Origin of the sequence: Thermococcus celericrescens (assembly GCF_001484195.1) — an archaeon.
In the GTDB taxonomy this organism is placed as follows: domain Archaea; phylum Methanobacteriota_B; class Thermococci; order Thermococcales; family Thermococcaceae; genus Thermococcus; species Thermococcus celericrescens.
The window spans coordinates 22,179-35,562 of sequence record NZ_LLYW01000021.1; the positions used below are offsets into that span (position 1 = coordinate 22,179).

At 45.3% G+C, this 13,384-nt stretch carries 11 protein-coding genes and 1 pseudogene; 11 read left to right on the top strand and 1 reads right to left on the bottom strand.

Annotated features, from left to right (window positions below):
* Positions 1-11: 11 nt before the first annotated feature.
* From APY94_RS06335 to APY94_RS06380, 10 genes and pseudogenes are all read left to right on the top strand, one after another.
* Positions 12-590, top strand: a complete 579-nt coding sequence (locus APY94_RS06335) for a hypothetical protein (protein ID WP_058938827.1) — start codon at positions 12-14, stop codon at positions 588-590.
* Positions 590-1,747, top strand: coding sequence for a hypothetical protein (locus tag APY94_RS06340; RefSeq protein WP_058938828.1), 1,158 nt, complete (start codon positions 590-592; stop codon positions 1,745-1,747). The genes APY94_RS06335 and APY94_RS06340 overlap by 1 nt, the downstream gene beginning before the upstream one ends.
* Positions 1,744-3,027, top strand: coding sequence for a restriction endonuclease subunit S (locus tag APY94_RS06345; protein ID WP_245610428.1), 1,284 nt, complete (start codon positions 1,744-1,746; stop codon positions 3,025-3,027). The genes APY94_RS06340 and APY94_RS06345 overlap by 4 nt, the downstream gene beginning before the upstream one ends.
* Positions 3,020-4,879, top strand: a complete 1,860-nt coding sequence (locus APY94_RS06350; RefSeq protein ID WP_058938829.1) for a GmrSD restriction endonuclease domain-containing protein — start codon at positions 3,020-3,022, stop codon at positions 4,877-4,879. Before APY94_RS06345 ends, APY94_RS06350 begins: the two co-directional genes overlap by 8 nt.
* Entirely contained in the window at positions 4,851-7,886 is a 3,036-nt protein-coding gene (locus tag APY94_RS06355; protein ID WP_157065486.1) for a type I restriction endonuclease subunit R, read from the top strand. The genes APY94_RS06350 and APY94_RS06355 overlap by 29 nt, the downstream gene beginning before the upstream one ends.
* The gene (locus tag APY94_RS06360; RefSeq protein ID WP_058938831.1) at positions 7,883-8,611 is read left to right on the top strand and encodes a M48 family metallopeptidase; all 729 of its coding nucleotides are present in this window, start codon (positions 7,883-7,885) and stop codon (positions 8,609-8,611) included. The genes APY94_RS06355 and APY94_RS06360 overlap by 4 nt, the downstream gene beginning before the upstream one ends.
* A gap of 97 nt (positions 8,612-8,708) precedes the next feature.
* Complete coding sequence (locus tag APY94_RS06365) at positions 8,709-8,951, top strand: type II toxin-antitoxin system CcdA family antitoxin (RefSeq protein ID WP_058938832.1); 243 nt, start codon at positions 8,709-8,711, stop codon at positions 8,949-8,951.
* Positions 8,948-9,271 carry a hypothetical protein gene (locus APY94_RS06370; protein WP_058938833.1) on the top strand — a complete coding sequence of 108 codons (324 nt, stop codon included), beginning with the start codon at positions 8,948-8,950 and terminating at the stop codon, positions 9,269-9,271. Before APY94_RS06365 ends, APY94_RS06370 begins: the two co-directional genes overlap by 4 nt.
* Positions 9,272-9,326: 55 nt before the next feature.
* A pseudogene (gene alaS / locus APY94_RS06375) lies at positions 9,327-12,067 on the top strand (alanine--tRNA ligase).
* Between the two features lie 35 nt (positions 12,068-12,102).
* Entirely contained in the window at positions 12,103-12,471 is a 369-nt protein-coding gene (locus APY94_RS06380; protein ID WP_058938834.1) for a hypothetical protein, read from the top strand.
* Here APY94_RS06380 and APY94_RS06385 read toward each other — a convergent pair.
* Entirely contained in the window at positions 12,443-12,907 is a 465-nt protein-coding gene (locus APY94_RS06385) for a hypothetical protein (protein WP_058938838.1), read from the bottom strand. The two genes, APY94_RS06380 and APY94_RS06385, sit on opposite strands and share 29 nt — an antisense overlap.
* Before the next feature lie 181 nt (positions 12,908-13,088).
* Between APY94_RS06385 and tnpA the strand changes: the two genes are divergently transcribed.
* Positions 13,089-13,384: IS200/IS605 family transposase (gene tnpA / locus APY94_RS06390; protein WP_058938835.1), on the top strand; the 296-nt coding region annotated here is incomplete at its 3' end.

A 13,384-nucleotide genomic window follows, 5' to 3' on the forward strand; every position in this document is an offset into this window, starting at 1 on the left:
GTGGTATTGAGATGGAAGAGAAACCAACACTACTCACTAGGCTGTGGCTCTTCCTTAGCTCATACATCCCCCTATGGGTTATACTGCTAATTCAGACATATGATGGGCCAAAAGGATTTCACACAATATTTTTTGGTTTGCTCAGTATATTTTCACTGCTATCACTACTTCTCTTTTTAAGAGTGGCAAGGCAGAAACTAAATGTTGGTAAGGGTGAGAGGATTTGTGATAACTTTATTGTAGTTGATGAATATCAAGATATGAATCATGTGTACTTTGAATACCTGGTTACTTATGTTGTCTCCATGATGTCCTTTATTCCAAAAGACCAGGGAATGAGAAATATTTTGACATTTCTGGTGTTCATGCTCATGGTGTTTACTTTTTACCTTAGGGCAAACCTCATCTATGCCAATCCAGTGCTGGGTGCATTAGGGTATAATATGTTCAGGGTAAAGAACAGGGAATCAGGTCATTGGGTATTATTAATAACCAGAAAAGATAAAATACTAATTGCAGATAAAACTAATCCAGAGAAAATTTGTGTGTCAAGTCTGTCAGGTAACATCTTCCTGGAGGTTGAAGACTGATGGATGAGCCTGAAAAGAGTAGGGTTCTTGCAAGGGGTCAAACAATTATAACCCTGAAGAAGTTTCATTCAAAGATTAATGAAGTTGCAGATATGACAGTTGATGTGTACCTTGTGGAGAGTACTGGCAAGAAGGCAAAAGACCCCAGAACTTGGTTCAGGACCCATAACCTGATTCTTCCCACCAGTTACAGAAGAAAGATTGTAAAGCTGTTTAACCAAAAATTCTTGAGGGTCATTAACAAGATATCAAAAGATGACACTGACTTCACTAACTTCTTTGATTATAACAGACCATTTTCAGGTGGGGTTGTCAGGTATATTGAACCACAACATATCCCAGGATTTGAGGTGATATGGAACCAAATAAGACAAGGGGGTTCCAAATCATCAACATCAGCTAAAGGTGTAAAGTCTATTGTGGGGTATGTTCTTGATATACAGTTTAAAGATGGGGGTAGAGTGGCATTCTTTGTGAAAAATAGGAGGTCATTCATACTCAAGAAGAACAGCATCATGGTGGGGCTGTTTAGAAAACAACTGTCACTAGCAACTGATGATTACACTTCTATTCCATTGGCCATTGATTCAATTTATTTTGAGTTCCCAGATAGTGATAATGATGGGTGGTTACTGGTGTTGAACACCAGGTATTTTGAATCATTCTTCAAGTACTATGAGCACTACAAACAAATCACCCAAGAAACAATGTCAAAACTCAAGGGTTCTGGATTCATTGAGTTTGAAAATGAGGGGAAGGTCATGAAATATGCTCTCAGTACAGTTACAATATTTAGGACACTAACCCAACTACAGAAGAGCAAGTTTTTCAGCTTCATAACAGATGATGGAGTTGACACAGGTTCAGAAAGGTACAAAAATTTTGTCAATGACTTGCTAGACCAGCTGGATGTTCTTAGTGCAAAGGAGAGACCAAACCTTAAGGTAACTGAAGATGATGACCATATCAGGATTAAGATTGAGGACAAAAAAGGCCTGAAGCAGTTCATAGAAATTTGTCAAAGAAAGTACATGGCAACTGTTAGTAGGAGGAGTGGAGTGGTTAGGTTTTATGAGGTAAAAGGTGGAGTGAGGGAACTTAAGCAACTCCCCCTTGATGTATGGTTAAGGACAAAGCCACAGGGTGAAACTGCATGAGTGATATGTTGGACAAATTTAGGGCTCTACTTGGGGAGGTACCCAAAGAGTGGAAAGTTGTTAAATTGAAAGACATAGCAGAGACCTTCATTAGTGGGGGTACTCCTTCCACTAAGAATCCTGAATATTGGGGTGGTGATATACCTTGGATTAGAAGTGTTCATATAACAAAGTACTATATTGATGAATCCTCAATTAAACAGCATATAACAAAGAAAGGATTAGAAAATAGTTCTACAAAAGTTGTCCCAAAGGGTAATGTAATAATAGCTACAAGAGTAGGAATTGGAAACTCTGCAGTAAACCTGATAGATGTAGCAATTAATCAAGATTTAACTGGAGTAATAATTGATACATCTAAGATAGACCCCTTCTTTTTAGTGTGGTACCTCCATTTGCCAAGGGTACTCATGCTTTTTGAATTATTTTCAAGAGGTACCACAATAAAAGGAATTCCAAAAAAGCATTTACAAGAACTTTATGTCCCTCTCCCACCACTCCCAGAGCAGAAGAAAATAGCTGAAATACTATCCACAATTGACAAGGCCATTGAGAAAACTGATGCCTTAATTCACCATTACCAGCAACTCAAGAATGCCTTAATGCAGAGGCTGTTCACTGAGGGGATTGGACATACAAGGTTCAAACCAAGTCCCTTAGGGCAAATTCCTGCTGAGTGGGATGTTGTTAAGATTGGGGACATAATTGAATTTGCTCAGTATGGGCTCTCAATAAAGATGTATGATGAAGGCCAGTACCCTATTGTCAAGATGGATAGTATAATCAATGGGAAAGTCATGCCTGTAAACCTAAAATATGTAGACTTAGATGAAGAAACATTCAATAAATTTAAACTAGAAAAGGGAGATGTCTTGGTCAATAGGACAAATAGTTATGAGCTTGTGGGCAAGACAGGGATTTTCATGCTTGAGGGGGACTATGTTTTTGCCTCCTATCTCATAAGACTTAGACCCAAAGAAGATATTATTGACTCAGCTTTTTTGACATATTACCTGATACTGTCTCAGGACAGACTGAGGCAAATTGCAACTAGGGGAGTAAGCCAAGCCAATATTAATGCAACCAATCTGAAGAAATTCCTAGTACCACTGCCTCCTCTAGAAGAACAAAAGAAAATAGCCCAGATTCTCATGACCATTGACAATAAGATTGAGGCTGAAATGAAGACAAAAGAAGAGCTTGAGAAACTCAAGCAGGGGATGATGGACAAACTTCTCACTGGAAAAGTGAGGGTTAAGGTGGGTGAGGAAAGTGGATAAGCTTGACCCAAAGATGGATAATTTGCTTGAGATATTGAAACAGGCTGAAGATGGTAAATTAGTCCTTCCCCAGTTCCAAAGAGACTTTGTATGGTCAAGGCAGGACATTAAGGATTTATTGGTTTCACTCCTCAATGGCTACTTTGTGGGCACATTCCTCTTCCTTAGAACAGACCCTACCCAACCACCATTTAAGTGGAGGCCAATCCAGGGTGTCAGTTTGCCAGTTGATGGAAATGGTAATTATATTGCAGAACCAGAGGCCATGATTCTTGATGGCCAGCAGAGGATAACATCACTCCACTATGTGTTCTATGCACCACCAAAAGAAGTTGTCACCCCAAAGTACACCAGCAGGAGATACCTCTTCTTCTTCTTGAGGCTTGAAGAATTGGGAAAGGGTAATGTTGAGGATGCTGTGTTCAGTGTGAATGAAGATGATGCTAGGAAGTACTTGGACAAAAACTATCAGTTTGAGCACAAGATAGTTCCATTCACAGAGCTTTCTAACAAAGAAAAGTGGGAAGATTGGGTAGAGGAATTCATAGAGTATCATGTTGACAAATACATAGAGGAGAACATTGGTGAAGATGTTAGCTTTAAACAGGGTAGAGAACTGACTCAAGAGTACAAGAGGCAACTTAAGGCAGAGGCAGACCGCTGGGAGAAGTACATTAACAATCTCCTAGAGTTCAAGGTTCCAGTCCTTTACTTGCCAAAAATTGAACCAGACAATAAACAAAAACTTGGTGAAGTCTGCACAATATTTGAGAAGATGAACAGCACTGGAGTTAGGTTATCAGTCTTTGACCTCTTGACTGCCAGACTATATAAAGATGATATTGACCTTCATAAAATATGGCAGGACACTGTTGATTCATTTGAGGGTATCAGAAAGTTGTCTGAGGACAACCCAGACCTCTTTAAAGTGTTGCTACTCAGGGCACTAGGCCTTATGAGAGTGCTCAGGGACAGGGATAAGGACAAGGGTGAGAAGGAGATTAGTGATGTTAAAAATAGGTCTTTAATTAATTTGTCACCAGTGGATTTTGAGTCAGATTGGTGGATTATGGCAAGGTATTTTGACAGAGCCATTGAGAGAGTTATGAGTACCAATCAAGATGGGTTTGGGGCATTCCTGCCAAAGTGGGTTCCTTACAAACCCATGCTCCCAGTTTTGGCAACACTCCTCTACTATGTGGAGGGTACTAAAGAGCTATCACCAATAGAAAAGAGTAAGGCTTACACACTAATAAAGCAGTGGTACTGGAGTTCAGTATTCACTGAGAGGTACAGCAGTGCTGTTGAGTCTAAGTCTTTGAGTGATACACTAGAGTTAATAAAGGCTTTCAAAGAGCCTGAATTCCTACCCTCAATGATTACTGAGGCAAGGACTAGAATTACCTCACTAAACTTACACACAGTCTCAAGAAGTGGAAGTGCAATTTACAGAGGCATTATGAACTTAATTGCATTGAACCATGCAAGGGACTTTCTCCAAGTTGATGCCATAGAATTCCATAACCTAGAAGACCACCATATATTCCCCCAGGCCTTCCTAAGGAGGCAAGGTTTTGGAGACAAAGACAAATCCAAGATTAATATCATACTTAATAGAACCCTCATCACTGATGAAACCAACAGGAAGATTTCAGCAACATCACCAAAAGAGTACATTAAATGGATTCCTGGTGATTTGGAGGAGGTTCTCAAGCCTCACTTTATTGATTCTGGGTGCATTGATGCTATGAAAGAGAACAATTATGAGAAGTTCCTGGAAAGGAGGAGGATGCTTATTTTAAACAAAGTGCAAGAACTTATAGGTGGGGGAGGGGAGGATGTCAACTCCTGAAGAGAGGATATCTGAGTATCCATTTATCAATATCATGTCCAAGGAACTCGGCTGGGAGTATGTGCCTCCTTCAGAATTAAAGAAGGAGAGGGACTACAACTCAGCTCTTCTTAAAGACAGACTAATGAGGGCCCTCCTTAGGATAAATGCTGGGAAGATATCTGAGGAAGATGCCGAGCAGATAATTAAAAAGCTGGAGTATCTCCCCCACACTATAGAAGGGAACAGGGAGTTTCTGGAGATTTTGAAGAATGGTCTTTCTTTCAAACCCAAAGGTTCAAAGTTCCACAGAACAATATGGTTAATTGATTATGAGAATCTTGGGAATAATGAGTTCTTGGTAACTAGACAGTTCTATATTAAAGAGGGTGAGAATAGGAGAAGGCCAGACATTGTTCTGTTCATTAATGGAATTCCAGTTGTGGTGATTGAGGTCAAAAGCCCTACTACTGAAAGTGAAACCCTTGAAGTTGCATACCAGCAGATAAAAGATTATGAATCTGCTGTTCCCAAGCTGTTTGTTTTTAATCAATTCAACATCATCTCAGATTGGACTGAGGTTCTTTATGCTCCAACCTTTTCAGATGCCCCCTTGGACATGTGGGGAAGATGGAAAGACCCCTATCCTCACAAGCTTGATGTGACTTATTATGAAGACCCCATTAAAGTGACTGCATATGGTATGCTGTCAAAGGAGAATCTGATTGACCTAATTAGAAATTTCATATTCTTTAGGCATGAGAAAAATAAGCTTGTAAAGATTATATCTAGGTACATGCAGTTCAGAGCAACAAATAAAATCCATGACAGGATTCTCAGGACTTATCTTGGTGAGGACAACAAAAAGACTGGACTTATATGGCACACCCAAGGTTCAGGAAAAAGTTTGACCATGTTTTTCACAGCTTGGAAACTATACAGAACAGAAGAGCTTGACAATCCAACCATTGTCATAGTGGTTGACAGAGATAATTTGGAACAACAAATGTTTGAGACATTCCAAAAGCACAAGTTCAATGTTAAGAGAGCCTCCTCAATACCAAAATTAATTGAGATGCTATACAATGATGAGAGAGGCATAATACTAACTACTGTTCAGAAGTTCCAAGAGCCTAGAGAATCAGAGGATAAGGAGAGAACAAGGAGATACAGAGAGATGTTTGAAGCCTTGAAGAGTGGAAACCACCCAGTAAACAAGAGGCAGAATGTTATAATTCTAACTGATGAGAGCCACAGGAGCCAGTATGGTGTGTTGGCTATAAACATGAGGGCCATGCTTTCCAATGCATTCATCTTTGGTTTTACTGGTACACCAATAGCAAAGGATGAGAGGAACACCTTTGAAAAATTCAACCCTCCAGGGGAATTATATTTGGACAGGTATTCTATTGAGGAGTCAATAAGGGATGGGTTTACAGTCCCAATTTATTACCAGTATAAGGGAGTCAAATATAAGGTGGACAAGGAGTTAGCTGACAAGTTATTTGAATCAGAGTTCTGGATGCTAGATGAAGAGACAAAGAAGAAACTCCAAAAGAAAGTTGACAGGAAGCTCCTACTTAAGCTCAGGAAAAGGATTGAGCTTGTTGCTAAGGATATTGCAGAGCACTACCAAAAATACATAGAACCATTGGGATTCAAAGGGCAAGTAGTTGCAGTAAATAGATGGGCTTGTGCTTATTACAAAGAGGAGCTGGATAAGTATCTTCCCCCAGAGTGGAGTGAGGTGGTGTTTTCACCAAGGGATGATGACCCACAAGAACTGAGGAAATATCATAAGAGCAAGGAGAAGATTGAAGAAATTGTTGAGAAGTTTAGGCATGGAGACACCCCTAAGCTCCTCATTGTAACAAACATGCTACTAACAGGGTTTGATGCTCCAGTAAATCAGGTCATGTATTTAGACAAATACTTGAGAGACCACAATTTATTACAGGCCATTGCTAGAGTAAACAGGCCTGCACCTGGAAAGGAGTTTGGATTAGTGGTTGATTATAGTGGGGTGTTTGAGAACCTGAAGGAGGTTCTTAATTTTTACCAAGAGGACATCAAAGGTGTGGCATACAATTATGACTCACTAAAAGAGGGCTTCAAGAACATATATAATGAACTTGTGGAATTTTTGGGTGGTGTTAACCAAGTTAATAAAAACACCCTTGATTACTTTGTCATTAATTATCTGAGAGACCCGGCTAGGGCCAAGTTCTTTGAGGAGAAATACCAGCAACTTGCAAAATTGTTTGAGTTCATTTCTCCAGACCCATTTTTGGCACCATATCTTGACACTTACAAGAAAATAACTGCCATTTACAAGGCCTATGTAAGAAAATACAAGGGTAAGAAGGGTAGGAAGTTCAGAGATTATTATAAGAAAACTGAGAAAATAATTGAGAGGAGTGTGGAAGCCAAGGAAATTGAAGACAAATTCCCAGTAATTAAATTTGATGTTGACTACCTGGAGAAGCTGTCATCAAAGGTTAAGAAAGGGGAAGCTAATGACTCAAAACTTATTGACCTCACAGTGGTATTAAAGAAATGGTCTGAGAGAAACAAAAACAAAGGCCCTGCATATCAAAAGTTATCTGAAAGAATTGAGAAGTTGATAAAAAGAATCTATGAAAATGCTGAGAAAATACAGGAATTCAGCAAGCAACTTCATGAACTAGCCCAGGAAGTCATTGAGATTGAGAAAGAGCCCCTGAAATATGGTCTTAGTTCTGAGGAGTTTCTTCTGATGTCATTCCTTCATGAAAAACTAGGTGTTGATAAACAGACAGCAAGGAAGTATGTACTTGAACTGAAAGAGGAACTTAAAGACAAAATGTTCAGTGGTTGGACTACTAGGGAGAGTGCCAGAGCTGAGGTTGAACAGAGTGTCAGATTGTTCTTGCTGGTTAAATTAGCTGAGAGAAACTTAGAACCTAGTGAGCTTGAAAGGACACTAGATACTATTCACCATGAGTTCTTTGAGCTGTTGGTAGAGAACTTTGATGAGGGTTGGAAGTGAGCATAGGCTTTTACTCAGATATCCCACTTTTAATTGAAGTTAGAGATGTCAAGTTAGCTAGGATAATAATTAGACCTGATGGTATTGTGAGGGTTGTGGTTCCTGCAGGATATGATGTGGAGCAACTATTATCCAAAAAGAGAGAATGGATTCTCCAACAACTCTCACAAATAGAACAGTATCAAAAAGTTGCATTGAGTGAGAACTTTTATCTCTTTGGGAAACCAGTTAGATTATATGTCAGGTACCATACTGGTCAAAGTAGCAAGTTGACCATTCTAAACCACAAGGTCATTTTATCTGTCCCTGAATCTAGGAAGGGACAGGAGATTAGCCTTCTTGAAAAGGAGCTTAGAAAACTACTCAGAAATAGGCTGAATGAAGTTCTAACCCAATATTCAAGACTTTTAGGGGTTAAATACAACAGAGTCTCAATAAAGAAGCACAGGAGTAAGTGGGGTAGCTGTTCTCATAAAAACAATCTTAACTTTAATCTAGCCCTTCTATCCCTTCCAGAGGATACCATGAAATATGCTGTTCTTCATGAGCTTGTCCACTTAATTGAGAAAAAACACACTAAAAAATTCTGGCTTATTGTTAGTTCACTGATTCCAGACTATAAAAAACATGAGAAAATTCTGGAGGAACACTGGATAATTGTGTGGAATAATGAAATTTGGAGAGAGTTATTGAATTTACCACTACCATCTGTTTCTGGGGTATGATGCTAGTCCATTTTGTCATCCCAAGAGTAAATTAATCTAGTCTAGTAGAGAAATATTATATACAGGTATGCATTAATATGCATACTGGGTGGTTATCATGGTTAGAAAAGTTAGGACAACTGTACTTATCTCTAGGGAGCTTCACCAAAAGGCAAAGGAGAGGGGCATAAACTTGAGCAAGCTTCTTGAAAGGGCCTTGATGATAGAGCTAGAACTTCTAGAAAGTATTGACTTGAAAAGGGAGGAGCTCTTGAGGCAAAGGCTCTTAGAGGATAAAGTTAAGAATGGGGATGAAAGAGTGACTGATGGGATGATGAGTCTGGAGCCCCCTGATCGGTGAGGAGGTTTCGCGGGGCTGACCGAGATGATAAGGAACGCCTCTGTCGGGAGTACCTGGAGGAAATCGACCGGCTGGAGCGCTCGCTCCGGGAGCTGGAGGAGGAGCTTATAGAGCTGAGAATGCAGCTGAACCTCAAGGTGGACGAGGCCAACAGGCTCGCCATAGAGAACGCAAGCTTGAGGCACAGGATTGAGATGATGGAGCGGCGCGAGAAACGATTGGTGGAGTTTCTCCGGAAGCTTAAGATTCCGGTAATATACATCGACGAGGAGAGGTTTGAGGACGTGGATGTGGACCTCGGTCCCGATTCGAAGGACTGAGGAAAACCTTAATAGCCCAACTTCATTTTCTACTTCAGTTTAAGAGGTGAGGCTAATGAGCATGGATATGACCACGAGGATGTTTAAGGAAGAGGGGTGGATAAGGAAGCAGTGCCCCAAGTGTGGCAAGTTCTTCTGGACGCTCGATCCGGACAGGAAGACCTGCGGTGACCCGCCGTGTGACGAGTACTCCTTCATCGGAAAGCCCGGAATCCCGAAGAAGTACAGCCTGGAGGAAATGAGGGAGGCGTTCCTGAGCTTCTTTGAGAGAAAGGGCCACGGGAGGGTAAAGCGCTTCCCGGTTCTCCCCCGCTGGCGCGATGACGTTCTCCTCGTCGGGGCTTCGATCATGGACTTCCAGCCATGGGTCATAAGCGGTGAAGCGGACCCGCCGGCCAACCCCCTCACGATAAGCCAGCCGTCGATTCGCTTCACCGACATAGACAACGTCGGAATCACGGGCAGGCATTTCACGATATTTGAGATGATGGCGCACCACGCCTTTAACTACCCGGACAAGCCGGTTTACTGGATGGACGAGACGGTGGAGCTGGCCTTCGAGTTCTTTACCAAGGAGCTCGGGATGAAGGGTGAGGACATAACCTTCAAGGAGAACCCCTGGGCCGGCGGAGGAAACGCGGGCCCGGCCTTCGAGGTGCTCTACCGCGGTCTTGAGGTTGCCACCCTGGTTTTCATGCAGTACAAGAAGGCGCCAAAGGACGCCGACCCGGCTCAGGTTGTGGAGATCAAGGGCGACTACTACGTCCCGATGGAGACGAGGGTCGTTGACACCGGCTACGGCCTTGAGAGGCTCGTCTGGATGAGCCACGGGACGCCTACCGCCTACGACGCCGTCCTCGGCTACGTCGTCGAGCCCCTGAAGAGGATGGCGGGTGTGGAGAAGATAGATGAGCGCATCCTCATGGAGAACTCCCGCCTGGCGGGTATGTTCGACATCGAGGACATGGGCGACCTGAGGTACCTCCGCGAGCAGGTGGCCAAACGCGTCGGAATCAGCGTTGAGGAGCTTACAAAGGCTGTGAGGCCCTACGAGCTGATATACGCCGTGGCCGACCACACCAAGGCTTTAACCTTCATGCTCGCCGACGGCGTTATCCCGTCCAACGTCAAGGCGGGCTACCTCGCGAGGCTCCTGATAAGGAAGAGCATAAGGCACCTCCGTGAGCTCGGCCTCGAGGTCCCGCTGGCGGAGATAGTGGCCATGCACATCAGGGAGCTCTCGCCGACCTATCCCGAGTTCAAGGAGATGGAGGACGTCATTCTCGACATCGTCAACGTCGAGGAGAGGCGCTACCAGGAGACCCTCAGGCGCGGAAGCGACCTCGTGAAGCGAGAGGTGGCCAAGCTCAAGAAGGCCGGCAGGGATGAAATTCCGCTCGAAAGGCTCCTCCTGTTCTACGAGAGCCACGGACTGACGCCGGAGATCGTCGCGGAGGTGGCGCAGAAGGAGGGAATCAGGGTCGAGATCCCTGACAACTTCTACACGCTGGTCGCTAAGGAAGCGGAGAGGGCAGAGAAGAAGGCCGCCGCTGAATACGCCGTTGACTTCGAACTGGTCAAGGATCTCCCTGACACGAGGACGCTCTACTACGAGGATCCATTCATGAGGGAGTTCGATGCCGAGGTTCTCAATGTCATAGACGACTGGGTGGTGCTCAACCAGACCGCCTTCTATCCGGAGGGCGGCGGTCAGCCATGCGACCTCGGTGAGCTCGAAGTTGAGGGGGAGAAGGTCGAGGTCACGGACGTTCAGAAGATAGGCAAGGTTATCCTCCACAGGGTCGAGAGGCCGGAGCTCTTCAGGCCCGGCGCGAAGGTTCACGGAAGGATCGACTGGGACAGGAGAATCCAGCACATGCGCCACCACACTGGAACCCACGTCCTCATGGGTGCCCTCGTAAGGGTTCTCGGAAAGCACGTCTGGCAGGCCGGTTCACAGCTCCACACTGACTGGGCCAGGCTGGACATAAGCCACTACAAGCGCATAAGTGAGGATGAGCTCAGGGAGATTGAGAGGCTCGCCAACAGGGCCGTCATGGAGAACAGGAAGGTGACCTGGGAGTGGCTTCCGAGGACCGAGGCCGAGATGAAGTACGGCTTCCGCCTCTACCAGGGCGGTGTCGTTCCTGGAAGGGTCATCAGGGTGCTCAAGATTGAGGACTGGGACGTCCAGGCCTGCGGTGGAACGCACCTGCCCAACACTGGTCTAATCGGTCCGATCAAGATTCTGAGAACCGAGCGTATACAGGACGGTGTTGAGAGGATAATCTTCGCCGCCGGAGAGGCCGCGGTTGACTGGATGCAGGAGACCGAGAGGCTTCTCAAGAGAACCGCCGAGACCTTCCGCGTCCCGCCCGAGAAGGTGCCGGAGACGGCCGAGCGCTTCTTCAGCGAGTGGAAGGAGGCGAGAAAGGAGGTCGAGAAGCTCAGGAAGGAGCTGGCCAAGCTCCTCGTCTACGAGCTCGAGGGGAAGGTCGAGAAGTTGGGGAGGTTGAGTTCATCGGAGCCGTCGTTGAGGGCGCGATGGACGACCTCCGCGAGGCCGCCAACAAGCTCAGGAAGGAGAAGCGCGTCGTCGTCCTCATCAGCAGGGAGGGCCACTTCGTCGTTGCCGTTGGCGACGGCCTGGACGTAAAGGCCGGGGAGCTGGCCAGGGCAGTAACCTCGGTCGCCGGCGGCGGCGGTGGCGGAAGGAAGGAGCTCGCCCAGGGCAGGGTGAAGAACCCGCTGAAGGCGGAGGAGGCGATAGAGGAGGTTAAGAGAAGGCTCGGCTGAGCCCCCGTTCTTTCTTCCCTTCTTCCATTAGGGGAGTGATTTGCATCAAGGTCAAAACCCTCACGAGAGAGATCGTCGCGCTCGCCGATGAGCTCGGCTTGAATGCGGTTCTGGAATACCGAACGCCCGACGGCACGAGGATAGACATCGCGATTCTGCGGGATGAGCGAAAGCTCCTCGCGATAGAGCTTGAGGCCTCCTTCAAGTGGTTTCCCCAAAGGGTTCTCTACGATGTGGTTAAGGCCCACCGAGCGGGTTTCCCGGAGCTCTGGGTTGTCACACCCTTCCGCGGCAACCCTGGATGGGTTCGGGGGTACGCTGAGGAGCTCGGGCTGACCCTCAGGATAATGGGAGAAGAGGAGGCAATTTCAAGGCTCAAGACTTGCTCTCCTTGCGGTACTTGATGTATATGACGTCCTCCGCATGCCACATGGGTATCTTGTCGCCGGTTATCAGTATTTCGGCCTGGCCCTTCTGGTAAACTATCTCCTTGGTAAGCTCCGGTGGGAGCTGGAACTGGACGTAAACTTCACCGGGGAGGCTGTCCTTCTCGACCTGGATTCTGAATTCGTCGCTGCCCCTGTAGCTCATATCTCCGTAGCGCACTAGGTATGAGGTTCCCTTGGGAAACGCTATCTTCAGCTCAAAGGAGTCCACGTGAGGCTCTATTCTCATGGTGAACAATCCGACGCCGTCCTTCGTTACGAATGTGACGCTTTGATTGTCAACGTAAAATACCTCTTTGTACTCTATACTTGCGGGTGGTATCTGGGCAGTGTGGAACGCGTAGGCCACTAGGGCTACAGTGATGACCGCCATGATTACCAGTGCCTTGTTCACGAGTATCCCCTCCATAAGACTCTTCCGGAAGGTTATTAACACTTTTGTGTAGGTGTTTACTTTTTTCTTTTGAAAGCCTCGCTCTTTAGGGCGGGGATGCAGTAATCGAAAGACCAGCCTGAGGGCAGGAAAGCGAAAAACATTTAAGCAATAAAACACACCATACATTAAGGGGTTCACAATGAAGCCTGAATCACCGAGAATCAAGAGGACAAGACATGCAAAACACTTCTTAACCTATCACTTTGTCTGGATACCAAAATACGGGAGGGACATTCTCGTTGGAAAAGTCGCTGAAAGGCTCAAAGAAATGCTCAAGGAATACTCCCAAGAAATCGGGTGTGAGGTCATTGCACTCGAAGTAATGCCAGACCACGTTCACGTTTTCCTCCAGGCAAAGCCAAACCTCTCGCCGGCCCAAATAGTGAACCACCTGAAGGGCAAAACCGCCAGAAAACTCCTTCAAGAATTCCCCGA